We start from the raw sequence: 23,833 nt of genomic DNA, 5'->3' as shown, positions 1-23,833 counted from the left end.
AACACGCGTCTAGAAGCGAACCGACCAGCGCATGTTGGCGCTGTGGTCGCGGCTTTCACTGCCGTACTGGCCGCTGTAACCCAGCTCCAGCTGCTGGCGCGGGGTCAGCCAGGCCGACAGCCCCAGCTCGGCCACAACGGCGCTGTCGGCAATCGGGGCGCCTTCGACCGCGAAGGTGGTGGTGCTGTTGGCGAATGCGAGGTCGGCCAGCTGGCTGCGGTCACCCGAGGCACGGCGGTAGCCCACGCCCCCACGCAGGTGCAGCCAGCTGTCCTGCTGGAACGATGCCTTCAGGCCCTTGTCGAAGCGCAGGCCCGCGGTGGCGATCGTGGTGCCGGTGTCATCCACCTTGCCGTGCAGGGCGGCTGCACCACCACGCTCGTTGATCGGCTTGAGGTCCACCTCTACGCGCGCGACCTGCAGGTAGGATTCCAGCCCGGCCTCCGGGCCACCAAAGCGGTAGCCGGCTTCGATGAAGGCCTGGCGGGTATGCGCGTTGTAGCGGGCGCTCAGGCTGTCGCTGAACCCTGCGAAGTCGACATCGCGGGTGCTCTTCACCTTGTGCTTGCTCCAGGCGACGCCGCCACGCAGGCCGAGGCCGCCCCAGTTGTGACTGGCATATGCACCGAAGTGGGTGTTGTCGATCTTCGACTTGGCACGAAGCGCCTGCTGCTTGACGTCGGTGCGGCCGGTGCCAGCCAGCACGCCGACCTGCCAGCCAGAGAACTCGTGGTCGATACCCGCCAGCAGGCCGTTGCTGTTGGCTTCGGTGCTGGCGGCATTGCTGTTGCCGTCCAGCCTGCTGTTGCCGCCCAGAGCCTGCACCCAGGCGCCGGTGGCGTCGCCCGCATCGGCGCCTGGCGCGACTGCACCTGCACGGCGGGACAGCGCGGCATCGCGAACGTAGCGGCTGCCTTCCACCAGTGCGAGCGGCGTGGCTGCGTGCAGTTCGCCGCTGAGGCCGTCGAGCACGCCGCCGACCTGCTGCGGGAACAGCTGGGTCAGCGGCTTGGGCAGGCCCTGGTTGATTGCCAGCAGGTCCGCCGCGGCGGCCACCGCGCGCTGGTTCGGGGTGGTGGCGGCGCTGGCCAGCGAGGCACCGCGTGCCACGTCGATGCGGGTGCCATTGGCTCCGTAGGCGAGGCTGAACTGCAGGAACGGCGAGAACGCGCTGAAGTCGGTTTTCGCGAACTGGCCGTTGATGCCACCGTCGGCGCGGATGAAGTTGAACTGCTCGCCGAGATAGTAGATGCCTGGTTCCGGCAACGCGACCAGCGTGCCGCCGAGGGTGGCAGTACCGGTCACGTGCAACTGGTCGCTGCGCCCGCCAGGCGCGAGTTCGGCGGCGTAGACGCCGGTCGCGCCCTGCACGTAGTCGCCGTTGATGGTCAGCGTGCCGATCGAATTGCCGGGCGCGATGGTGCCGTCCACTCGGGTGCTGCCCAACGTGCCGATACCCTTCAGCAGGCCGTTGCTGCCGACCGTGGTGGTGCCGCCGGTCTGCATGCCATTGAAGGACACCACGCCGCCATTGACGGTCAGGTTCCCGTCCTTCAGAACGCCGCTGGCGCTGACCGTGCTGACGCCACCGGCGGTGGTGAGTGCGGTGGAGACCAGGCTGCCGTTGAGCAGGAACCGGCCGCCTTGCACATCGACCGCCGAGGTGAGGGTGTTGCTGCCGTTCAACTCCAGCGTGCCCTCGCGCAGCACCGCGCCGTTGAAGCTGTTGTCGCCGCTCAGGCGCAGCCAACCGATGCCGGATTTGGTCAGCGTGCCGGGGCCGCCGATGTCATTGGTCCAGTCGTCCCAGGCATCGCCTTCCCACACCTTCAGGCCGCCGGCCCTCTGGTTCATCACCACGTTGGTATCCACGCGCAGCGAGCCATAGCCCTCGATGGCCCTGCGCAGGTCAACCATGCCCCAGCCGTAGATCGGGTCGACGCCTGCCGCACCGAGATCGCGCGCGGTGGTCAGCAGGACGTCGCGCACCTGGGCGTTGTCCAGGTAGGGGAAGCGCTCCATCAACAGGCCGAGTGCGCCGGTGATATGGGGGGCGGCCATGGACGTGCCGGTCTTCAGGCCGTAGTCGTACGTGGGATTCTGGCTGTCGATGAGAAGACGGACGTAGTCTGCGGTCTTCTCCAGCCGCCCCTGGATGTCACCGGAAACGATGGTGCTGAGGATTGCCGTGCCGGGTGCGGAAATGCACCAGTTGGCGGCAGCGCCACAGATGCTCGAGCCTGCGTTGATCACGTAGTCGGTTTCACCATTGGCTGTATTGGGCTGGCGAACGTTGGCGACGGCCAGCCAGTAGGGCTCGATCTCCGGCTTCCAGCGCGGCAGGGCCGCGGTGATACCGGCGACGGCGCCGCTGCCATTGCCGGCCGACCAGACCTGGATCAACTGCGAAGCGGGGGCGTTCGCACTGTCCTTGTAGATGCTTCCGTATACGTCGTAGCCGGCACCGATGCGTGCGTACTGGGCATCCAGTGCGGCCACGGTCATGTTGCGGGTGGAGATGCCCCAGCTGTGATTGATGGCACGCACGCCTTGTGCCTGCAGCTGCGCGTACATGTCCAGCCTTGCGGCACCATCGGGATCCGTCCGTTCCACGGCTTCAGGCAGGTAGCCTCCGCTCGCCTGGCGCCTCCATTCGTAGTAAGTGTCACCAAATACACGGGCGGTCGTCAGATCGGCACCGAAGGCGACGCCGTGCATCCCCGTGCCATTGCGGTTGGCGCCAATGGTTCCGAGGACATGCGTGCCGTGATCGGCATAGCGGAAACCCCATTCACGGCCTGCGGCAATGATGTTGGCCTGCAGGGAAGCAGGCACGCCCGCGCCGAGCGTGTAGTAGTTGATACCCGGTTGATCACCCTGTGTCTGGCTGCACGCGCCGGTACCGCCGACGGTTCCCGGTGACGCACAGTTCGGGCCGATGGTGATGCTGGAGGTGTTGCGGCCGGCGAATTCGGGGTGAGCCAGTGCCGATCCGGTGTCGAACAGCGCCAGGCGCACGCCCTTGCCGGTCAGGCCGCGGGCATACGCGTGGTCGGCCCCCATCGCACCCAGGCCCCAGTCGGCGTTGAATTCATCGCTGCGCCAGCTGGCGGCATCGCCCGGACTGCCGAGCAGGGCGGTGGCGGTTGCCGCGGGCGTGGCGGCCGTCGATGCTGCAGGCGCGCTGACGGCGGGCTGTGCCCACGCCGCCTGCAGCTGGCGCTGTTGCTGCCATGCGTCGAGCGCCTCGCCGGCCATGGCGGGCGCGGCAGCGGCAAGCAACAGAGAGCTGGACACGGCCAGCGCGAGGCGGCTGTGCAGCGGGGAGCGGGAGTGGGACGAACGGCCGTGCAGCGGGTGATTCATCGGGCAACTTCCTTGGTGGACGGGCAACAAGGCCGTTAACGCCAATCCGTGGCGACATCCCCCACGCATGTGAAAGGAAAATTGTGAACAGGTTAAGTGTGCGTGACAGTGGGCTTCACTTCGTCTCCCCGTGTCCTCGCTAACGTGGGCCGGCCTGGGCTCACCAGGCTTATCAAGGAGTGATGGCGATGCGTGTTGTCAGGAAGGTGATCGCAGTGGCGGTATTCGCGTTGGCGTGTACCGGTTCGGTGGCGGTGGCTGGGCCGGTCGAGCCCTGCGACCAGCCGTGCTGGCGGGCTTATCAGATGTGCCTGGCCAGTGGCACCGATGCCGGTGAATGCCAGCAGGCGTACAACACCTGCGTGGTCGATCTGTGCATGGGCGTGTGAGTCGCGCCGTTTGAGCCGTACGCGGAGCCCCGTCATCGACGGGGCTCTTCTGTTCCAGCGATCGCCTCAGATGGCGATGCCGGCATCTGGCCCGAGCCCGCTTGCGGGCCATGCACGCAGCGGCGAGGATGGGAAATCGCACCGGAGCCGCTGCACATGGCCGTCAAACGCATTGTCGCCAACATCGCCACGCCCGACCCGGCGCGTGCCGCAGCGTTCTATGGCGGGCTGCTGGGCATGCCGGTGGTGATGGACCATGGCTGGATCGTCACCCATGGCGGGCAGGGCAGTGCGCTGGCGCAGGTGAGCTTTGCCAGCGAAGGGGGTTCCGGCACCGCGGTGCCCGATCTGTCGATCGAAGTGGACGACCTGCAGCAGGTGCTGGAGCGCATGCACGCGGCCGGCATCCCGCTGGAGTATGGCCCGGCCGACGAGCCTTGGGGAGTGCGTCGTTTCTTCGTCCGCGACCCGTTCGGGCGGCTGTTGAACATTCTCGCCCACACCTGAGCGGGAGGCGTTGCGTCAGCGGCGCCTGCCGCTGCGCGTCGGCGCTGCCGGAACGCCGACCATGCGCAGGCAATCCGCTTCCACAGCGGCGATGAAGGCATCGGCATCCTGTGCGGGTGTGGCGATCAGGTCGTCGGTGGCACCGTGCACGCCGGCATAGATCAACGAGGCGGTGACCTGTGGAGCAGGCAGCTGCCACAGTCCGGCTGCGTTGCCCGCTTCGAGGATGCCCAGCAGCTGCTGCTGGATCGCATTGCGCTCGGCATTGCCCCGCTGGTGGTGGTGATGGTTGGCGTACACCACGTCATGCAACGCGTGGGTGCGCGCGTAGATCTCGATGTTGGCGCGGATCCAGGCGCGCAGGCGCGCTGCGCCATCACCGGCAGGGTGTTGCTGCACTGCCTGCTCGACCTCGTCCATGAACTGCCGCGTGTAGCGCTGCGCCAGCGCCTGCAGGATCTCGGTGCGGGAGGCGAAATAGGTATAGAAAGTGCCCTTGGCCACGTCGGCCGCGGCGACGATGTCGCTGATGGTGGTGGCGTCCACACCCTGCGAAAGGAACAACGCCTGCGCGGCGTCCATCAGTTCCTCCTGGCGGGTTTCGGCGGGCTTGGTGCGAGGCCTGGCGACAGCTGGGGTCTGCATGGTGGGCGGTATCCGGGTGTGACGGACGCCATTCTAGCTGCCCCTTCGCACTGACTGACCGCCGGTCATTGACCGACGGTCAGTCAGTCGATAGGATGCGCGCACATCCTCCCCCCGGATCCACGCATGAGACGCCTCCAACGGCCCGCCCTGGTGCTGGCGGCCTACCTCGGTACATTCCTCGCTTCGCTGGACATCAGCATCGTCAACGTGGCCCTGCCAACCCTGCAGCAGGCGCTGCAGACCGACATGGCGGGCCTGCAATGGGTGATCAACGCCTATGCGATCGCACTGTCGGCGCTGATGCTGTCGGCCGGTCCGTTGGGGGATCGCTACGGTCATCGGCGGATGTGGCTGCTGAGCGTCGCCACCTTCACCATGGGCTCGCTGCTGTGCGCCTGCGCCAACGACCTTTCGACCCTGGTCGCCGGGCGCGCGGTGCAGGGCGTGGCAGGTGCGCTGTTGATTCCCAGTGCGATGCCGATCCTGAGTCACGCATTTCCCGATCCGGGCCAGCGTGCACGCGTGATCGGTGGCTGGTCCGCCTTCAGCGCGCTGGCCCTGGTGCTTGGCCCGTTGCTCGGCGGTGCGCTGGTGCAGCGGGCCGGCTGGCCCAGCATCTTCCTGATCAACCTGCCTTTGGGGCTGCTGGCGTTTGTGCTTGGCGCCTGGAGTATCGCCGAGCGACGGCACCCGCAGCACGCCGCGCTGGATCCGGCCGGGCAGCTGCTCAGCATCGGTGCACTGGGCGCGCTGTGCTATGGCCTGATCGCGATCGGCGAGCAGGGCCTGCTGGCCCCGGTGACGCTTCTGGCGCTGGGCGCCGCAATTGCGGGGCTGATCCTGTTCGGCATCGTCGAGCGGCGGGTGGCACGGCCACTGCTGCCGCTGGACCTGTTCGCCGACGGTCGCTTCCGCATGCTCAACCTGGCCTCGTTCGTGCTGGGCTTCACCGCCTACGCGAGCCTGTTCTTCCTGTCGCTTTTCTTCCAGCAGGCACAGGGGCACAGCGCCGCGCTGGCAGGCTCGCAGCTGGCTCCCCAGTTCCTGTTGATGGGTGTTGTCTCGCTGTTGTTCGGGCGCCTGGTTGCCCGCCTCGGGCTGCATGCCGCGCTGGTGCTGGGCTACCTCCTGGCCGGTGTGGCGCTATGCGCAATGGCCACGTTCGAACCGGCTACTTCGCGCGCTCATGCCACTGCCGTGCTGATGCTGCTTGGCATTGGAATGGGGCTGGCAGTGCCAGCGACCGGCATGGCGATCATGGCCAACGCACCGGCCGAACGCGCAGGTATCGCGTCAGCCACGATGAACGCGCTGCGCCAGGCAGGCATGAGCCTGGGCATCGCGCTGATGGGCAGCCTGATGGGCCAGCGTGCCGTACAGCAGTTCACCGCCTGCGCACAGGCCGCAGGGCAGCAGCGGCTTGTTGCGCAGGCGCGTGAACTGATCCTGCACCCGGGCTCGATGCACGCCACGCCGCAGGTGCTGACCTGGTACCGCAGTGCGATGGCCAGTGGGTTCGGTTGGGCGATGGCGGTGGCGGGTGCGCTGGCCCTGCTTGCGGCGCTTGGGCTGCATCGGCAGCGTGCATCGGCTTGACGCGCAGCATTCAGCCCTGCTGGCGTTGCGGGTCCTCTGTCGTGCGTTCGATCGCCTGAGGCTGTTGTTGCTGCTGGCGCGCGTTGGCGTGGCGTGCGTGTCCACCTTCGCGTCCGATCGTGGCCATGTGCTGGCGGTCGCGGCTGATCGCTTCGCCGCCCTTGCGGCCTGCGACACGTGCTTCGGCCGGACTGAATTCGTGCGCATTGCCGGAGGCATGTGCCGCGCGCCCGCCCTTGGCGGCGATCGCGCGCTGTTTGTCCTGGTCCATCGAGGCGAAGCCCCGGTTGGAGCTGCGCGGGTTCTGCTCAGTCATGTGAAATCTCCTGCAGTGTGGACGCCGCCTTCGTGGACGACGGCGTCCATGCTTGGCCATCGCACGCTAAGTCCAGGTCGCCATCTTCGCCCCGGTTTTCACGCGCCCTGCGCACCGGGATGATCACGCAGCCGGCCCGGCGGCCGCATTCGTCGCGTATTCACTGCCGGCCCTCGGATGTGCGGCAACGCCGGCGGCCGCAGTGGCGGTGCCGCACATATGTTCGATGATCCTGTGCTGCTGCCCGATGGCTATCAGATAAACGTTCCGGACCGGCAACCGATCAAACTGCGCACCGGTGGCAACTGCTAACGGACCGGTGTCGCGCCCCACGCGGCAGGCGGCAACGATCCACTCTCCATCGCGCGTCAACTGCTGGCTCCGCCGAAGTCGTCAGGATGAACGCACAGTTGCGCGGTCGTCCTATCGCAGATGTTCCGTTGCATGCCTAGAATCGAAGCATCCCGGTAGTTCCCGGGCGCTTCGAGTGAATGGACTCAATGAAGATTTTGTTGACCGGCAGTTCCGGGCGGATCGGGCGCGCGATCTTCGGCGCGCTGGCGGCTGCCCATGAAGTGGTGGGTCTGGACCGCAGTCCGTTTGCCACCACGCGCATCATTGCCGATGTCACCGATCATCAAGCCGTCGTGCGCGCGGTGCAGGGCGTCGACGCGGTCATCCATACCGCGGCCCTGCATGCGCCACACGTCGGCCTGGTACCGGACGCGGTGTTCCAGCAGATCAACGTGGACGCGACTGCGCACCTGCTGCAGGCGGCGCGAGAGGCAGGCGCGCGGCGGTTCGTGTTGACCAGTACCACCGCGCTGTACGGCCACGCGGTGGTGGCAGGGGGATGCCGCTGGATCGATGAGGATACCGAGCCGCTGCCGCGAACGATCTACCACCGCAGCAAGCTGCAGGCCGAGGCCCTGGCTGAAGCTGCCGCCGCACCGGACTTCGGGGTGCGCGTGCTGCGGATGGGGCGCTGCTTCCCGGAACCGCCGGAACGGATGGCGATGTTCCGGTTGCATCGTGGGATCGACGCCCGTGACGTGGCCAGTGCCCATGCCGCGCTGCTGCTGGATGAGGGGCCGGCCTTCGCCCGCTACATCGCCTGCGCCGCGACCCCGTTCCGGCGCGAGGATTGCCTGGAACTGGCCTCCCAGCCGCGCAATGTACTGGCCCGGCGCGTACCGCAGCTGCTGGCCGAGTTCGAGCGCCGCGGCTGGCCATTGCCGCTGAGCGTCGACCGCGTCTACGACAGCGCCCGCATCCGCAGGGAGCTGGGGTGGCAGCCGCGTTTCGGGCCGGACGCCGTGCTGCAGCAGTACGCCGCAGGCAGCATCGAGGTGTTGCCACGCGCGGAGTGGATCAAGGATCGGGTGGCCGAATAGGGGAAGCGGGGACGGATCCCTGTCCCGTCCCTGAGTGGATTCAGGAATGTGTAGGCCGGTCGCCTCAACCTCGTTGGCAGGCGGCCGCTAACCCGGTGCGCTTCCTGCGCCGGGCGGGTCCCGGCGGCCGGTGGCCTGCGCGACGGATCGCGCGCCTGCGCGGTGCCCTCCCGGTGCCGGTCGTCCTGAACTGCCTTGCGGACCCCTCCATGCCTTCTTCCCGTTCCGCCGCTGCCCGCCGCCCGGGCAGCATCGCCCACAAGCTGATGCTGGGCACCGCCGTCATCGCGCTGCTGTGCTTCGGCCTGACGGCGTTCCTGATCTATCGCCAGGCCAGTGCCAGCCTGATCGATGCCTCGCGCCAGACCATGACCAGCGAGGCCAACGCTGAAGCGCGCCAGGTCGCCGCCGATCTGGGCACGGCGTTTGCCAGCAACGATGCCATGGTCGAAGCCGTGCTCGCCCAGCGTGCGCGGGGTGACGTGCCCGATCGCGCCAGCCTGGCTGCCGTGCTGGGCGAGCAGCTGCGCACCCACCCGGAGTGGCTGGGCAAGAGCACCATGTGGGAGGTCGATGCCTTCGATGGCAAGGATGCCGAGTTCGCCAATACCGCGATGCACGATGCCAGCGGCCGCTACATGAGCTACTGGGCCTGGCATGACGGCAAGCCGCAGCAGTCGACCATGACCGACTACACCGAAGCCGCCGACGGCTCGGCCGACTGGTATGTGGTACCCAGCCGCGACAAGCTGCCCAAGGTCAGCGAGCCCTATGCCTACGACATCGCCGGCCAGCAGGTGCTGATGAGCACGTTGAGCTCGCCGATCGTCGAAAACGGTACCTTCCTCGGCGTGTTCACCGTCGACTTCTCGCTGGCGGCGCTGCAGAAGCACCTGGCGACGCTGACGCCGATGGGCGCAGGCCGCGTCGAGCTGCTTTCGCCCAACGGCGTGGTGCTGGCCTCGGCGAATGCCGCCGAGATCGGCAAGCCGCGCACCGACGCATTGACCCGCAGCATGCTGGCCGACATCGCCGCCGACCGCCGGTTCGAAGCCTTCACGCCCGATGCAGCCGGCAACGTGCGCGTCTACGTGCCGCTACGCGTGGGCAATGCCCCGCAGCGCTTCGCGCTGGGCGTGGTGATGCCGCACGCGGTGATCGTGGCCGAGGCGCGCCAGCTGCTGTGGTTGACGCTGCTGGTGGGCGTGGTGGCCGCGCTGACGCTGAGTGCCGGCGTCTATGTGCTGCTGCGCCGCCTGGCGATCCGCCCGTTGGCCGAAGCGGTGCGGGTGGCGGGTGACGTCGCCGCCGGCAAGCTCGACAGCACCTTGCCTGCGCGCAGCAACGATGAAGTGGGCCGCCTGCTGGACGCGATGCAGGGCATGCGCGGGCAGCTGCAGGCGGTGATGGCGGCGCAGGCGGAAATGGCGCGCCGCCACGATGCTGGCGAGCTGAGCTACCGCATGGACGCCACTGCCTTCCCCGGCGAGTACGGCCGCATGGTGGCCGACAGCAACCAGCTGGTGGCTTCCAGCAATGCGGTCACCCAGCGCCTGGTCGAGGTGATGCAGCGTTACGCGGTGGGTGACCTCAGCGTGGACATGGAAGCGCTGCCGGGCGAGAAGGCGGTGTTCACCGCAGCGATGGCCACCACCAAGAGCAACCTGGCCGCGATCAACGAGCAGATCCAGCAGCTGGCCGCCGCCGCGGCGGCCGGCGACTTCGCTGTACGCGGTGATGCCCAGCGCTTCGACCACGATTTCCGCCGCATGGTGGAGACCCTCAACATCATGATGCAGGTCAGCGATCACAACCTGGCTGAGCTTTCGACGCTGCTTCGCGCGATTGCCGCCGGCGACCTCAGCGCACGCATGCGCGGTGATTTCCATGGCGTGTTCGCGGTGATGCGCGACGATGCCAACAGCACCGTGCAGCAGTTGACCCAGATCGTCGGCCAGATCCAGCAGTCGGCCGCCAGCATCCGCCTGGCGGCGGGTGAGATCGCTGCGGGCAACAGCGATCTCTCGCGTCGTACCGAGCAGCAGGCCGCCAACCTGGAAGAAACCGCCGCCTCGATGGAGGAGCTGACCTCCACCGTGCGCCAGAACGCCGACCACGCGCTGCAGGCCAATACCCTGGCAGGATCCGCCGCTGACGTTGCCAGCGAGGGCGGGGAAGTGGTCAACCAGGTGGTGCAGACCATGGAGCAGATCGAGGCCTCCTCGCAGCGCATCGCCGAGATCATTTCGGTGATCGACGGCATCGCCTTCCAGACCAACATCCTGGCGTTGAATGCGGCGGTGGAAGCGGCGCGGGCCGGTGAGCAGGGCCGCGGCTTCGCGGTGGTCGCCAGCGAAGTGCGGGCGCTGGCGCAACGCTCGGCGGGCGCAGCGAAGGAGATCAAGGAGCTGATCGACGCATCCGTGGCGCAGGTCGGTGCCGGTGCGCAGCTGGTGCACGGTGCGGGCCGTACCATGCAGGCCATCGTCGGCCAGGTGGGGCGCGTCAACGAGATCATGGCCGAGATCTCGGCTGCGTCGCGTGAACAGTCCGCCGGCATCGAGCAGGTCAACCAGACCGTGGTGCAGATGGATGAGACCACCCAGCAGAATGCCGCGCTGGTGGAGGAAGCCAGCGCCGCAGCGCGGGCGATGGAGGAGCAGGCCGAGCAGCTGGCCGTGGCGGTCTCGCGCTTCCGCCTGCAGGCCGAACCGGAGGCCATGGCCCGCCGCGCGGCCTGATCCCGGAAACGAAGACGCCCGGCGGGGGCCGGGCGTCGGTGGCATCCTTGCCGCGCATCCTGCGCAGGTCTGATGGCTCAGAACATTCCTTCAAACGGGTTCCAGCTGGTACGTCCTTCCACCTTCTCCAGGTAGTAGCTGTAGTTGGTGCTGGAGGCGACCAGCAGGTTCATGGCGATGAACAGCATGCGCCCGACGACGTCCGGAAGGAACATGGTGATGATGGCCAGCGCGATGTTGATGCCGATCACCACCAGTGCCTTGCGCCACATGCCAAGAATCAGCAGGTAGATGGCACCGAAGAACAACGCGAAGAAGTTCAGGTTGATCTTCAGGCGGTCACCAAAGGACAGCGCCTTCCAGGCCTGCTTGAAGCCGGGGTTCTTGGGGGCGCCGTGCTGGCGGAAGAAGTTGAAGCGGAACTGCCACTTCGGGCTGAACTGGGACAGGTCAGTGGTATTCATTGGGGGGGAGACATCCCTGTGAGAAAACGTTTTCATGATAGGACAAGTCCTATTCAGGATCCAAGCGTCACCGTCAAAAATGTGACGCCTGCCTTGTTCCGGCTGCTGCGGCAGGGGCGCGCACCGTCACCCGCCCGCCTTGTTTTTAGGATAGGGTGCGCAGTTCCGCTGCCGCACCAGCTGAATCCGTGCGGCGGCGGGATGTCCATGGAGGTTGCATGACCACACCTGCTACACCGGAAAACGCACCGGGACCGGTGCTCCTGCCGACACCTGAAGTGGTGCAGGCACAACAGCTGCTCGCACGCCAGCAACTGGCAGTGGCGATGGACCGTGCACGCACGGCGGCTACGCAGAGCGCGGCGCCTGCCGCCGCATTGGAAAGCGAGTAATCCGCAACACCGCCGATCGCGCTGGCCCGTCGCCAGCGCGATCGCGGCGGACGCTCTTGGTCAGAACCGCGCGGTCATGCTGAGGAAGTAGCTGCGCCCGGCCACGAAGTAATCGGTGGAGCCTTCCGCATACAGCTTCTTGTCGGCCAGGTTGCTGACGCCGCCACGCAGGGTCAGTACCTCGTTGACGTTCCAGGCCGCGGTCAGGTCATACAGCGTGTAGGCCTTGAGGAAGGTCGTCGCCGTGCCGGCCTGCCTGCCGGTGTACTGCGCCGACAGGCTGCTGGAAAACACCGCGTCGGGCGTCCAGTCCAGCGACGAATAGCCCGAGAATTCGGGGGTATCGATCAGGTTGCGGCCGGTGGTCAGGTTCCTGGCTTCCTTCATCCATGTCGCCGAGGTGCGCCAGCGCCAGTGCTCGCCGAAGCGGACATTGAAGCTGCCTTCCATGCCGCTGGTGCGTGCGCGCTGCACGTTGCTCATCCGCGTCCACCAGATGCCGTTGAACCTGCCCAGCGGTGCGTACTCGATCTTGTTCCTGAAGTCGGTGTGGAAGTAGGTCAGGCCGGCATCGACCAGATCGTTGTCGAAGCTGATGCCGATTTCGCGGTTGGTGCTGGTTTCCGGGTCCAGGTCCGGGTTGCCGGCCATGTAGCAGCCGCCCCGGGTATAACCCAGCGGAATCAGCGAGGTGCAGCCACGGCCACCGGACTGGGTGGCGGCGCTGGCGGAGTTCTCGGTCAGGCTGGGGGCGCGGAAGCCCTTGGAAACGCCACCGCGGATGGTCCATTGCTCGGCCGGATGCCAGACCAGGTAGGCGCGCGGGCTGACGTGGCCACCGAACGTCTCATGGTGATCCAGGCGCGCGCCCAAGGTCAGTGCCAGGGTGCGGTGCAGCTTCACTTCGTCTTCGACGAACAGGGCCCAGGTATCCACTTCCAGATCGGAGCCGCTGACGGCATTGCCGGCATAGTCGATCGGCGCGCGGCCGATGGTGTCGGTGTTGGTCAGCTCCTGGCGCTTCCACTGGCCGCCCACGGCGAACTGGTGTTCAACGCCGAGGGTGAACGGCGTGGTCAGGCTGCCCTCGATGATCGTATCGGTGGCTTCGGAACGGCCGGTAGCACCGATGTCGTTCCTATACTCGGTCCAGTACGCACTGATCTTCGAATTGCCGAAGCTCCACTTGCCATCGTGGTTGAGCGCCAGCGAGCTGCGCTTGAGTTCGCTGGCACCCCAGGCGCCTTCATCCTGCTTTTCCAGCGAAGCGTCGATGAAGGCCTGCTGCACGCCATGGCCGGCTTCGAGCGACAGTTCCTGCGCGTCGCTCAGTTTCCACTGCAGCAGCGCATCGACATTGCGGTCCTTCTCGCCTGCATACGCGTTGCCGTAGACACCACCATTGGAGCGATCCGAATCGCGGCGCATGCTGTTGGCACCGATGCGCAGGCCGAAGCGCTTGCCGAGCGGGCCGGAGAACGTCGCACCGATCTGCTGGGTGTCGCCGCGCTTGCCGTCGCCCGGGCGGGTATAGCTGTGGGTGGCGCTGCCGCTCCAGTCATCACCGATGCGCCGGGTGATGATGTTGATCACGCCGCCCATGGCGTCGGAGCCATACAGCGACGACATCGGTCCGCGCACCACTTCGATGCGCTCGATCTGGTCAGGCGAGATCCAGTTCAGGTCCTGGCGGCCCAGGTCCGGCCGGTAGTTGGTCGAGGCCGAGCTGCCCATGCGCTTGCCGTCCACCAGCACCAGCGTGTAGTTCGACGGCATGCCGCGCAGCTTGATCTTGGACTGCTCGCCAACCGCACTGAGGCCACCGGTCACGCCGGGCACGCGGCTGAGCAGGGTGGCCAGGTCGTGCACCGGCTGGCGCGCGATGTCCTCGCGGCTGATCACGCTGATGCTGGCCGGCGCATCCTTGATCCATTGCTGGTTGCCCGAGGCGGTGACCACCACGGTATCCAGGTCCTTGGTGGAGGCATCGGCGCTGGCCTCTGCAGCGGCCACGCCGGGCAGGGCCAGCAGGCAGGCGGTGGCCAGGGCACTGGCCAGGCGGGTGCGCGGCAGGCGCGCGGAACGGGAGCGGAACGGCTTGGACATGACGGCTTCCATCGAATGAGGGGGGACCGGATGGAAGCAGCGGGCACACGCAGACAAGCAGGCAGGCCCCCTTCCATGGGTCGTAGGGCGCACGGTTCGGGCCGGCGCAGCTGGGTGGGTCTCGGCCGTACGGAAGACGGCGACCTGCCTGGTTAATGAAATGATAACCGTTCGCGTTTGTTACGATCCAGTACCCGGTGTCACGAAGCGACATTCCGCTGCGCGGTCCGCCATCGCCTGCTGTTCGCTGAATGGGGATAAATCCCGGCGTAGACCTTCGCACTCGGCTTACATCCGGCGCCCTAGACTGGGCCGCATTTTCGATTCCGCCCCGTTGGAGATCGTGTGGGTTCCGGTAGTGACAGACAGCGACTGTGCGGCCAAGGGCCGGTACAGCCAGGACAAGTGCGGGCGCCGGGAAGGCGCGCCGGGAACCTTCGCGCATGCAGCCCGGCCGGGACGGCCGGCCATGCCGATCGTGGGGAGTAAGCGGTGATGGGGGGTCACACCATCCACGCGGAAGCGGATGCGCCCCGGCTCGACGCCGGCTGGGCGCTGCTGCCGGCCGAATCTCCGCTGCCGATGCCCGAACAGACCCTGCGCGAAGGCAAGCTGAAGGTCCGTCGGCACCGTACCTCGCCACGCCTGATCGGCCTGCGCCGGTTCTACATCTTCGGCGGCACCCTGGCCATGACCGCCATCGCCACCCGCATGATGTGGCGGGTGCTATCGGCCAATGGCATCAGCGTGCTGGAAGCCTGCCTGCTGGTGCTGTTCGTCGGCCTGTTCGCCTGGATCGCGCTGTCCTTCGCCAGCGCCGTGGCCGGCTTCCTGACCGCCGTGTTCGACCGTGGCTATCGCCTTGGCATCGACCCGGACAAGCCGCTGCCGACCGTGCACAGCCGCACCGCGCTGCTGATGCCGACCTACAACGAGGATCCGCGCCGACTGCTGGCGGGCCTGCAGGCGATCTACGAGTCGGTGGCCGCCACCGGCCAGCTCGAACGCTTCGACTTCTTCGTGCTCAGCGATACCCGGCGCGAGGACATCGCACGCGCCGAGGAGCAGGTATTCGCCGAACTGCGCGAGCGCGTGCCGGACGGCCAGACGCGGCTGTTCTACCGCCGCCGTGGCGACAACAGCGGGCGCAAGGCCGGCAACATCGCCGACTGGGTGCGCCGCTTCGGTGGCGCTTACCCGCAGATGCTGATCCTGGACGCCGACAGCCTGATGACCGGCGACAGCATCGTGCGCCTGGTGGCCGGCATGGAACACAACGCCGATGTCGGCCTGATCCAGACACTGCCCTCGGTGATCGGTGGCCGCACCCTGTTCGCACGCATGCAGCAGTTCGGCGGTCGCGTGTACGGCCCGGTGATCGCCCGTGGCGTGGCCTGGTGGCATGGCGCCGAGAGCAACTACTGGGGCCACAACGCCATCATCCGCACCCGTGCCTTCGCCGACCACGCCGGCTTGCCAGCGCTGCCGGGGCGCAAGCCGTTCGGCGGCCACGTGCTCAGCCACGATTTCGTCGAAGCGGCGCTGATGCGCCGTGGCGGCTGGGCCGCGCACATGGTGCCGTACCTGGGGGGCAGCTACGAAGAAGGCCCGCCGACCCTGACCGACCTGCTGGTGCGCGACCGTCGCTGGTGCCAGGGCAACCTGCAGCACGGCAAGGTGGTCGGCAGCCGTGGCCTGCACTGGATCAGCCGCACCCACATGCTGATCGGCATCGGCCATTACTTCACCGCGCCGATGTGGGCGATGCTGATGCTGATCGGCATTGCGATCCCGCTGTTCCAGGAAGGCATCGATTTCAATGCCCTGCTGCACCTGTCACCCAGCGTGTACTGGCGGGCCCAGGACGAGGAGCAGGTGGTGCGCCTGTTCGCCGCCACCATGGCGGTGCTGCTGCTGCCCAAGGTGCTGGGCTATCTGGCGATGCTGCTGGACCCTGTCGACCGCCGCGGTTGCGGCGGTGCGATCCGTGCGTTCGTGTCGATGCTGGTGGAGACCGTGCTGGCCGCACTGATGGCACCGGTAGTGATGTACGTGCAGTCGCGCGGCGTGGCCGAAGTGCTGTCCGGCCGCGATTCCGGCTGGGACGCACAGCAGCGTGACGATGGTGGCATCTCGTGGATGGCCTTGATCCGTGGCTACGGCGGGTTGGGCGTGTTTGGTGCGTTCATGGGGGTGCTGGCGTGGGCGGTGTCGCCGTCGCTGGCAGCCTGGATGGCGCCGGTGGTGATCGGCATGGTGCTGGCCGTTCCGGTGGTGGCGCTGACCTCCTCGCGCGGTCCGGGTGCCTTCCTGCATCGCCTCGGCCTGCTCGACATCCCCGAAGAGAACATTCCGCCACCGGTGCTGGTGCGCGCCGCGCAGCTGCGCCGGGAAGCCGCCGAGCAACCGCCGCTGTACTGATGGCCCTGCACCAGCGGCATAATGCGGCTCGAACTTGAAGGAGCCGCATCATGCTGCAAACGGTGGAACAGGAAACCGGCGCCTCGCCACAGTGGTCGGTGATCTGGCTGCACGGGCTTGGCGCCGACGGCCACGACTTCGCGCCGATCGTGCCGGAACTGGTGCGTCCGCACTGGCCGGCGCTGCGCTTCGTGTTCCCGCACGCACCGGTGCGGCCGATCACGATCAACAACGGCGTACCGATGCGCGGCTGGTACGACATCGTCGGGATGGACTTCCGCTCGCGTGCCGACATGGCCGGCGTGCAGGAATCGGTGCTGCAGCTGGATGCGCTGATCGCACGTGAGATCGAGCGCGGCGTCGCGCCGGAGAAGATCTTCCTGGCCGGCTTCTCGCAGGGCGGGGCGATCATCCTCACCGCTGCACTGTCGCGCATCGCGCCACTGGCCGGCCTGATCGCACTGTCCACTTACCTGCCGGAAGCCGAGAGCGCCAGGCGCGTTGACGGTGCGGTGCAGGTGCCGGTGTTCATGGCCCATGGCAGCAGCGACCCGGTGATTCCGCAGGCGGTGGCCGTACACAGCGCGCAGGCCCTGCAGGCGCTGGGCCTGCAGGTGGAGTGGCACAGCTATCCGATGGCCCACCAGGTCTGCGCCGAAGAGATCCAGGCGCTGGGTGACTGGCTGCAGGAACGATTGGGCGCTGCCTGAGCCATGCCCCCGGCCAGCACATCGCCGTGGATGCCGGAACTGTGCCGCCTGCCGCGGCTGGCGGCGATGCTCGGCCTGGCCCAGCTGGTGGTGGTGGTGCTGGCGCTGGCGCCCGATGGCAGCCGCCACTGGACCTTCGGCGAGCTGCTGTCGGCCAGCGGCTTCGCGCTGTGGCTGGCGCTGGCGGTGACCGCCAGCCTGTGCCTCCTGCGGCAGGCACTGTCGAGGCTGCCGCAGGTGCTGGGCGCTGTCGCGGCGATCGTGCTGGCGACCCTGATCGCGGTGGTCTGTGCCGGCATCGTGCATGCACTGTACGCGGTACTGGGCGACAACTTCACCCGCGGCATCAGCTTCTGGCGCTTCACCCTGGGCAGTGCGGCAACCACGGCACTGATCGCCGCGCTTGCCCTGCGCTACTTCTATGTGAGCGATCGCTGGGCCGCGCAGGTGCAGGCCAACGCGCGTGCCCAGGCCGACGCGCTGCAGGCGCGGATCCGGCCGCACTTCCTGTTCAACAGCATGAACCTGATTGCCAGCCTGCTGCATCGCGATCCGGCGGTGGCCGAACGCGCGGTGCTGGATCTGTCCGATCTGTTCCGTGCTGCCCTGGGCGCGGGCGAGGGCGACTCCACCCTGCGTGACGAATGCGAGCTGGCCGAGCGCTATCTGTCGATAGAGTCGCTGCGCCTCGGCGAGCGTCTGCAGGTGCGCTGGCAGCGCGATGAGCCGCTGCCGTGGGACCTGCCACTGCCGAGGCTGGTACTGCAGCCGCTGGTGGAAAACGCAGTGCTGCATGGCATTTCGCGGCTGCCCGAAGGCGGCACCATCGAATTGCAGCTGGTGCGCGAGGGCAACGAGCTGCAGATCCGCGTGCGCAATCCCGCGCCCGATCCGCAGGCGCCGGGGTTGGCGCTGGCGCGCGGTGCCGGCCATGCCCAGCACAGCATCGCTCATCGGCTGGCCTGGCGCTTCGGCGCCGCCGCGCGGATGACGGCTGGCTGGAGCGAGGGCTACTATGCCTGCCAGGTGACAGTGCCGATCCAGTGAGGGGACGACCGTGAGGGTAGTCATCGCCGATGACGAACCGCTGGCGCGGGAACGCCTGCGCAGCCTGCTGGCGGCGCAGGACGGGGTGGACGTGGTGGCCGAGGCCGGCAACGGCGAGCAGGCCCTGCATGCGTGCGCGGAGCTGCAGCCGGACCTGGTCCTGCTGGATATCGCCATGCCCGGGCTGGACGGCCTGGAAGCCGCCCGCCACCTGGCCAGCTTCGAGCCGCGCCCGGCGGTGGTGTTCTGCACGGCTTATGACGCGCATGCGCTGTCGGCGTTCGAGGCGGCGGCCATCGATTACCTGATGAAGCCGGTCCGCGCCGAGCGACTGGCGGCAGCGATCGCACGTGCACGCACGTTCCTGGCCGGCCGCGACGGCCAGCCGCAGGACAGCGGCGGGCAGCAGGCCCGCAGCATGCTGTGCGCACGCCTGCGTGGCAGCCTGCGGCTGATCCCGCTGGACGACATCCACTACCTGCAGGCGGAAGAGAAGTACGTGGTGGTGCACCATGCGCGCGGCGAGGACCTGATCGAGGAGTCGCTGAAGTCGCTGGAGGAAGAGTTCGCCAGCCGCTTCATCCGCATCCATCGCAACTGCCTGGTGGCGCGCCACGAGCTGGTGGAATTGCGCCGCGGCACGGGTGGTCAAGTGCAGGCGGTGCTGCGGCATGGCAAGCAGCCGCTGGAAGTCAGCCGCCGCTGCGTGGCGACGCTGAAGCAGGAACTGCGGCATCTGTGAGTGGTCCCGCGCGGCCTGCGGCCGCGACTGCTATGAAATCAACAGCAACAGCAACAGCAACAGCGGGTCATGGCTCGTTGTTTCTACGTGCTGGGTTGGGCCGGGGTGGGGCGGCGGGACACGCTGCAAGTACATCCATGTAGCTCGATGGCGCCATCCATGGCGCCAACGGTCCCGCCGCCCCACCCCGGCCCAACCCTCTCGTTTTTCCCGCGTCGGACGGCAAAGGCATTGTTGTTATCGGGTGGGGAAAGAGGGGTCAGATCCCTTTTCCTGCGGAAAAGGGATCTGACCCCGGAAGCCGTCGGCTGTTGCTTTTGCTTCTGCTTTTTTCTTTTGATCTTCCGTGGCTGACGCGCACTGAAGCTGTCAGAGGCCGGGCGGGGTGGGGTCGCGGGGGTGTCCGCGGCATGGATGCCGCGGCCAAGCCTCCACGGACGGATTCACGGCGTCCCCCGTGACCCCACCCCGTCCGGCCAAGCGCGGCTGTTGCTTTCACGACCCCTCCGCCAGCCACGAGGGGCTCCGCCGTTGGCCGTATCCGCGCCGGAGGCGCGATAATGACCGGATGGAAACCGTCCGCATCGCCACCCGCAAGAGCCCGCTCGCCCTCTGGCAGAGCGAACACGTCGCCGACCGCCTGCGCCAGGCCCACCCCGGGCTGCATGTGGAACTGGTGCCGATGAGCACCCGCGGCGACGAAGTGCTCGACCGTTCGCTGGCCGCGATTGGTGGCAAGGGCCTGTTCCTGAAGGAACTGGAGCTGGCCATGCTGCGTGGCGAGGCCGACTGCGCCGTGCATTCGCTGAAGGATGTGCCGATGGAACTGGACGCGCCGTTCGCGTTGCCGGCAATGCTGACCCGCCACGATCCCGCCGATGGCTTCGTCTCCAACCTGTACGCCTCGCTGGACGCGCTGCCGATCGGTGCGCGGGTCGGGACCTCGTCGCTGCGTCGCCAGGCGCAGCTGCGCGCGCTGCGACCGGACCTGGAACTGCTCGACCTGCGCGGTAACGTCAACACCCGGCTGGCCAAACTCGACAACGGTGGCTACGACGCCATCGTGCTGGCCGTGGCCGGCCTGGAGCGTCTGGGTCTGGGCGAGCGCATCGTCGCGCGCCTGCAACCGCCGCAGTGGCTGCCAGCCCCGGCGCAGGGCGCGGTGGCGGTGGAGTGCGATGGTGGCAATGCGCGGCTGATGGCGTTGTTCGCCCCGCTTGATGACGCGGCCACGCGTGCCTGCGTGGAAGCCGAGCGGGCGATGAATCGTGCGTTGCACGGCAGCTGCCACGTGCCGGTGGCGGCCATCGCGCAGTGGCAGGGCGATGACCTGCATCTGCAGGGCCTGGTCGGCAGTGCCAGCGACGGCCGTGCGGTGCGCGCCGAGGCTGTGGGCCCAGCCAATGACCCGGAAGGCCTGGGCCAGCGCGTGGCGAAGCTGCTGCTGGATGAGGGCGCCGGCGAGCTGCTGAACGTCTGAGCCACCGCAGGTAGTGCCGGCCGCTGGCCGGCAACCTCGTGGCCCAGTTGAATGCAGTTGCCGGCCAGCGGCCGGCACTACCGGAAGAAGAACGGGCGCCCTGGCGCCCGTTCTGCTTATTTGAACTTGTAGACCACGTTCATCGTGGTCAGCGTATCGGTCTTGCGCTTGTCCTCGGCCACGTCACTGTTGTAACGCGCCTGCCAGCCGGCCTTCAGCGCCAGGTGCTCGTTCATGCTCACCGACACGCCGAAGTCGTTCTGGCCGAAGGTGTTGTACGAACCGGATTCGACCAGCAGGGTGTTGACCAGGTCGGTGTTGTCGGTCAGCGAGTACTTCATGTCGAACAGGCCGCGGCCGATCATGCCGGTGCGGGTGCGGTCGTCCTCGGTGCTGTGGGTGCGGCGCACACCGGGGCCGATCTGCGCGTCGAACGAGAAGCGCTCGGTGTTCCACAGGCGGGTGCCGTAACCCAGACCGAACGAGCTCTGGCGGTCGTAGGTGGCGAAGTCGTCGCGCTCGGTACGCACCGTGGCCGTCAGCTGGCGGTGCTCGCCCAGCTGCAGCGCGCTGCCGGCACTGCCGGTGTAGCGGTTGGCGGTGGTGTTGTTGCGGCGGGTGGTGGTGCCGTCGTCGCGGGTCTCGGTCACCTTGGAGCTGGAACGCAGGCCGGCCAGGTCCATGCTGTGCACCCAGTCGCCGTCGGTGTAGCGCAGGCGCAGGCGGCCGTTGAAGCTCTCGGTGCTGCTGTTGCCGCGTGCCGAGGCGAAGCCGAGCTCGCCGCCACTGCCGCTCCACGGCGAAGACATCGCCGCCAGTTCGGAGGCATCCTGTGCATACGCGAGCGGCGCGCACAGCAGCAGGGGGATCAGCAGGGACACGCGCAGGGACATCGGGGCTTCTCCGAAGCGGTTGACAGCCGGTGATGATACTGGAAGCGTGATGGCGGTCAGAATCGATCCAAGGCGCGCTTCAGCAGACGTTGCTGCGGACGCCTATTCAGGGCAGATCGATACGCAATGCCGGGTCGTTGAAGCGCGAATAGCGCAGGCGCAGCTGGAAATTGCGGCCGTTGCTGCTGCCGCTGCGCACGATCTGCCGTGGCAGGCCCTGGGCGTCCACCCAGTATTCCAGGCGTTCGCCGGGTTGGGCGCCACGCAGCCGGTAGTGACGGGTTTCGACTCCATCCAGCGATTGGCTGCCCAGGTCTTCGGCCTGCAGCTCGGCAGGCAGGGCGTCGGCCGGCAAGGGATTGCGCCACTGCTCCAGCAGGCCCGGCGGGGTGGGAACCTGGCGGATCGCACCGTCGGCCTGCAGGAACATGGTGTCGCCAATGATCGTCTGCGGCCCGCCCGGGGTCTGCACCCGGAAGCGGTCGGGGGCGACGAAGTCCATGGCACTGCGCACCGGCTGCGGCGCGCCCAGCACCTCCAGCTCGGCATGGAAACTGCCCAGGGCCGCAAAGCGTTGGCTGGCGCCCAGTACGGCCTGGGCCGGATCGGCCGCGGGCACGGGGGCTTCGGTCCTGGCCGGCGCCGGTGCGCGATCGCAGGCAGCCAGCAGCAGGCAGGCCAGCAGGGACAGGGCGGGCAACCGGCGCATCGGGCATTCCATGGGGGTGGGGGCGACCACGATAGCCCAAACGTCCCACACAAGACCCGCGACTCGGACATAATCGGGGGTATGGACCGATACGAACGCATCACCGCCCTGCATCGTCTGCTCAAGTCCGCGCGCTATCCGGTGACGGTGGCGACCCTGCAGGACAAGCTCGGTTGTTCCCGTGCCACCGTCTACCGCGACCTGGCCTTCCTGCGCGATGCACTGATGGCACCGATCGAGGGCGACGGCGAGGCCGGCTTCCGCTACCAGGCCGACGAGAGCGACCGCTTCGAACTGCCTGGCCTGTGGCTCAGCTCGGAGGAGCTGCACGCCCTGCTGGCCTCGCAGCACCTGCTGGCGCGTACCGGCGGCGGCGTGCTGTCCTCGGTGCTGGCGCCGCTGCAGCAGCGTATCGAGAGCCTGCTGGCTGCCCAGGCCGGTGTCTCCAACTGGCCGGTGGACCGTGTGCGGGTAATCCCGCACCGCGGCCGCAAGTTCGATGAAGGCAGCTTCCGCAGCGTGGCCTCGGCGGTGCTGGAGCGCCGCCAGCTGGCGTTCGAGTACCGTGCCCGTTCCACCGACGAGCCGACCAAGCGCACCGTCTCGCCGCAGCGCCTGACCCATTACCGCGACAACTGGTACCTGGATGCCTGGGACCATGACCGCGAAGCCCTGCGCAGCTTCGCCGTGGACCGCATCCACAAGGCGCGCGTGGTCGACAGCACTGCCCGTGACGTCGCCGACAGCGAGCTGGACGAGCAGCTGGGTGCCAGCTACGGCATCTTCTCCGGTGCGCCGAAGGGCTGGGCGACCATCCTGTTCAGTGCCAAGGCCGCGCGCTGGGTGGCCGACGAGCATTGGCACTCCAAGCAGCAGGGCCGCTTCCTGGCCGATGGCCGCTATGAACTGAAGGTGCCGTACAGCGTCTCACGCGAACTGCTGATGGACGTGCTGCACTACGGCTCGGATGCCGAAATCGTCGAGCCGGTGATGCTGCGCGAGCAGGCCAAGGCGCTGCTCGAGCTGGCCCTGAGCAACTACGAAAAATCCTGACACTCCCCCCGAGAACTCCTCCGCCCATGAAGAAGACCCTGTTGCTGCCCCTGCTCGCCGCTGCGCTGGCCCTGACCGCCTGCGGCAAGTCCGGCGAGCCCTCGCAGAAGCTGGTGGTGGCCGCCACGGCCGTGCCGCATGCCGAGATCCTTGAGGTGGTCAAGCCGATCCTCAAGCAGGAAGGCGTGGACCTGGACGTGCGCGTGTTCAACGACTACGTGCAGCCCAACGACCAGCTGGTGCAGAAGCAGGTGGACGCCAACTACTTCCAGACCGAGCCGTACCTGGATGCCTACAACCGCGATCGCAAGACCGATCTGGTGAAGGTGATCGGCGTGCATATCGAGCCGTTCGGTGCCTATTCGCGCAAGGTCAAGTCGCTGGCCGAGCTGCGCGACGGTGCCGACGTGGTGATCCCGAACGACCCGAGCAACAACAGCCGCGCGCTGATCCTGCTGCACAAGGCCGGCGTGATCGAGCTGAAGGATCCGGCCAACGCGCTGTCGACCCTGCGTGACATCACCGCCAACCCGAAGAACCTGAAGTTCCGCGAGCTGGACTCGGCGATGCTGCCGCGCGTGCTGGACCAGGTCGACCTGGCCCTGATCAACACCAACTACGCGCTGGATGCGGGCCTCAACCCGACCAAGGATGCACTGGCGATCGAGAGCAAGGACTCGCCGTACGTGAACTTCCTGGTCGCGCGGCCGGACAACAAGGACGACGCCCGCGTGCAGAAGCTGGCCAAGGCCCTGACCAGCCCGCAGGTGAAGGCTTTCATCGAGACCAGGTACAAGGGCGCGGTGCTGCCGGCGTTCTGACCGGCGCTCCGGGCGTTCTGGCCATGCGGTCGTGCCGG

At 67.6% G+C, this 23,833-nt stretch carries 20 protein-coding genes and 1 pseudogene; 14 read left to right on the top strand and 7 right to left on the bottom strand.

Features of this window, described 5'->3' with window-relative positions:
* Positions 1-9 precede the first annotated feature (9 nt).
* A complete protein-coding gene (locus Q9Q79_RS17900; protein ID WP_201863733.1) occupies positions 10-3,366 on the bottom strand; it encodes an autotransporter serine protease in 3,357 nt (1,118 codons plus the stop codon).
* Positions 3,367-3,554: 188 nt separating this feature from the next.
* On the opposite strand from Q9Q79_RS17900, the gene Q9Q79_RS17895 reads away from it, so the two are divergent.
* Both Q9Q79_RS17895 and Q9Q79_RS17890 read left to right on the top strand, forming a co-directional pair.
* The gene (locus Q9Q79_RS17895; RefSeq protein ID WP_005411162.1) at positions 3,555-3,755 is read left to right on the top strand and encodes a hypothetical protein; all 201 of its coding nucleotides are present in this window, start codon (positions 3,555-3,557) and stop codon (positions 3,753-3,755) included.
* A 156-nt stretch (positions 3,756-3,911) separates the two neighbouring features.
* A complete protein-coding gene (locus Q9Q79_RS17890; RefSeq protein ID WP_005411161.1) occupies positions 3,912-4,262 on the top strand; it encodes a VOC family protein in 351 nt (116 codons plus the stop codon).
* Positions 4,263-4,277: 15 nt separating this feature from the next.
* Here Q9Q79_RS17890 and Q9Q79_RS17885 read toward each other — a convergent pair whose 3' ends face one another.
* Entirely contained in the window at positions 4,278-4,907 is a 630-nt protein-coding gene (locus Q9Q79_RS17885; RefSeq protein ID WP_005414565.1) for a TetR/AcrR family transcriptional regulator, read from the bottom strand.
* A 126-nt stretch (positions 4,908-5,033) separates the two neighbouring features.
* On the opposite strand from Q9Q79_RS17885, the gene Q9Q79_RS17880 reads away from it, so the two are divergent.
* Positions 5,034-6,506 (top strand): MFS transporter, encoded by a 1,473-nt coding sequence (locus Q9Q79_RS17880; protein WP_043034586.1) that lies wholly within the window; start codon positions 5,034-5,036, stop codon positions 6,504-6,506.
* A gap of 10 nt (positions 6,507-6,516) precedes the next feature.
* Here Q9Q79_RS17880 and Q9Q79_RS17875 read toward each other — a convergent pair whose 3' ends face one another.
* On the bottom strand, positions 6,517-6,822 hold the full coding sequence (locus Q9Q79_RS17875) for a KGG domain-containing protein (RefSeq protein WP_005411158.1): 306 nt from the start codon (positions 6,820-6,822) through the stop codon (positions 6,517-6,519).
* A 133-nt stretch (positions 6,823-6,955) separates the two neighbouring features.
* Here Q9Q79_RS17875 and Q9Q79_RS17870 point away from each other — a divergent pair.
* The 3 genes and pseudogenes from Q9Q79_RS17870 to Q9Q79_RS17860 form a co-directional block, all read left to right on the top strand.
* A pseudogene (locus Q9Q79_RS17870) lies at positions 6,956-7,224 on the top strand (peptidase S41); the annotation flags it as partial.
* Between the two features lie 98 nt (positions 7,225-7,322).
* Positions 7,323-8,216 (top strand): NAD(P)-dependent oxidoreductase, encoded by an 894-nt coding sequence (locus Q9Q79_RS17865; protein ID WP_043034587.1) that lies wholly within the window; start codon positions 7,323-7,325, stop codon positions 8,214-8,216.
* A 209-nt stretch (positions 8,217-8,425) separates the two neighbouring features.
* A complete protein-coding gene (locus tag Q9Q79_RS17860; protein ID WP_201863735.1) occupies positions 8,426-10,957 on the top strand; it encodes a methyl-accepting chemotaxis protein in 2,532 nt (843 codons plus the stop codon).
* A 77-nt stretch (positions 10,958-11,034) separates the two neighbouring features.
* Here the strand turns inward: Q9Q79_RS17860 and Q9Q79_RS17855 are convergent, their stop codons facing one another.
* Positions 11,035-11,421 carry a DUF2628 domain-containing protein gene (locus tag Q9Q79_RS17855; RefSeq protein WP_024957921.1) on the bottom strand — a complete coding sequence of 129 codons (387 nt, stop codon included), beginning with the start codon at positions 11,419-11,421 and terminating at the stop codon, positions 11,035-11,037.
* A gap of 218 nt (positions 11,422-11,639) precedes the next feature.
* Between Q9Q79_RS17855 and Q9Q79_RS17850 the strand changes: the two genes are divergently transcribed.
* Entirely contained in the window at positions 11,640-11,813 is a 174-nt protein-coding gene (locus tag Q9Q79_RS17850) for a hypothetical protein (RefSeq protein WP_005411154.1), read from the top strand.
* Positions 11,814-11,873: 60 nt separating this feature from the next.
* Here Q9Q79_RS17850 and Q9Q79_RS17845 read toward each other — a convergent pair whose 3' ends face one another.
* Complete coding sequence (locus Q9Q79_RS17845; protein ID WP_197596557.1) at positions 11,874-13,919, bottom strand: TonB-dependent receptor; 2,046 nt, start codon at positions 13,917-13,919, stop codon at positions 11,874-11,876.
* Positions 13,920-14,414: 495 nt separating this feature from the next.
* Between Q9Q79_RS17845 and mdoH the strand changes: the two genes are divergently transcribed.
* From mdoH to hemC, 5 genes are all read left to right on the top strand, one after another.
* Positions 14,415-16,340 carry a glucans biosynthesis glucosyltransferase MdoH gene (gene mdoH / locus Q9Q79_RS17840; RefSeq protein ID WP_049395441.1) on the top strand — a complete coding sequence of 642 codons (1,926 nt, stop codon included), beginning with the start codon at positions 14,415-14,417 and terminating at the stop codon, positions 16,338-16,340.
* A gap of 50 nt (positions 16,341-16,390) precedes the next feature.
* A complete protein-coding gene (locus Q9Q79_RS17835) occupies positions 16,391-17,050 on the top strand; it encodes an alpha/beta hydrolase (RefSeq protein WP_043034590.1) in 660 nt (219 codons plus the stop codon).
* A gap of 3 nt (positions 17,051-17,053) precedes the next feature.
* Positions 17,054-18,097, top strand: a complete 1,044-nt coding sequence (locus tag Q9Q79_RS17830) for a sensor histidine kinase (RefSeq protein WP_185695184.1) — start codon at positions 17,054-17,056, stop codon at positions 18,095-18,097.
* Between the two features lie 10 nt (positions 18,098-18,107).
* Entirely contained in the window at positions 18,108-18,839 is a 732-nt protein-coding gene (locus Q9Q79_RS17825; protein ID WP_012481330.1) for a LytTR family DNA-binding domain-containing protein, read from the top strand.
* 568 nt (positions 18,840-19,407) lie between these two features.
* Positions 19,408-20,319 carry a hydroxymethylbilane synthase gene (gene hemC / locus Q9Q79_RS17820; protein WP_201863742.1) on the top strand — a complete coding sequence of 304 codons (912 nt, stop codon included), beginning with the start codon at positions 19,408-19,410 and terminating at the stop codon, positions 20,317-20,319.
* A 116-nt stretch (positions 20,320-20,435) separates the two neighbouring features.
* Here hemC and Q9Q79_RS17815 read toward each other — a convergent pair whose 3' ends face one another.
* Together Q9Q79_RS17815 and Q9Q79_RS17810 are read right to left on the bottom strand one after the other, a co-directional pair.
* Entirely contained in the window at positions 20,436-21,212 is a 777-nt protein-coding gene (locus Q9Q79_RS17815) for a DUF481 domain-containing protein (protein ID WP_005411146.1), read from the bottom strand.
* Between the two features lie 106 nt (positions 21,213-21,318).
* Positions 21,319-21,921 (bottom strand): hypothetical protein, encoded by a 603-nt coding sequence (locus Q9Q79_RS17810; protein ID WP_033833962.1) that lies wholly within the window; start codon positions 21,919-21,921, stop codon positions 21,319-21,321.
* An 81-nt stretch (positions 21,922-22,002) separates the two neighbouring features.
* Between Q9Q79_RS17810 and Q9Q79_RS17805 the strand changes: the two genes are divergently transcribed.
* Together Q9Q79_RS17805 and Q9Q79_RS17800 are read left to right on the top strand one after the other, a co-directional pair.
* Complete coding sequence (locus Q9Q79_RS17805) at positions 22,003-22,974, top strand: YafY family protein (protein WP_005411144.1); 972 nt, start codon at positions 22,003-22,005, stop codon at positions 22,972-22,974.
* Between the two features lie 26 nt (positions 22,975-23,000).
* Complete coding sequence (locus tag Q9Q79_RS17800) at positions 23,001-23,795, top strand: MetQ/NlpA family ABC transporter substrate-binding protein (protein ID WP_012481327.1); 795 nt, start codon at positions 23,001-23,003, stop codon at positions 23,793-23,795.
* Positions 23,796-23,833 lie beyond the last annotated feature (38 nt).

Source organism: Stenotrophomonas sp. a6, assembly GCF_030913325.1.
GTDB lineage: Bacteria > Pseudomonadota > Gammaproteobacteria > Xanthomonadales > Xanthomonadaceae > Stenotrophomonas > Stenotrophomonas maltophilia.
This window is presented reverse-complemented; position numbering and strand designations above follow the sequence as displayed.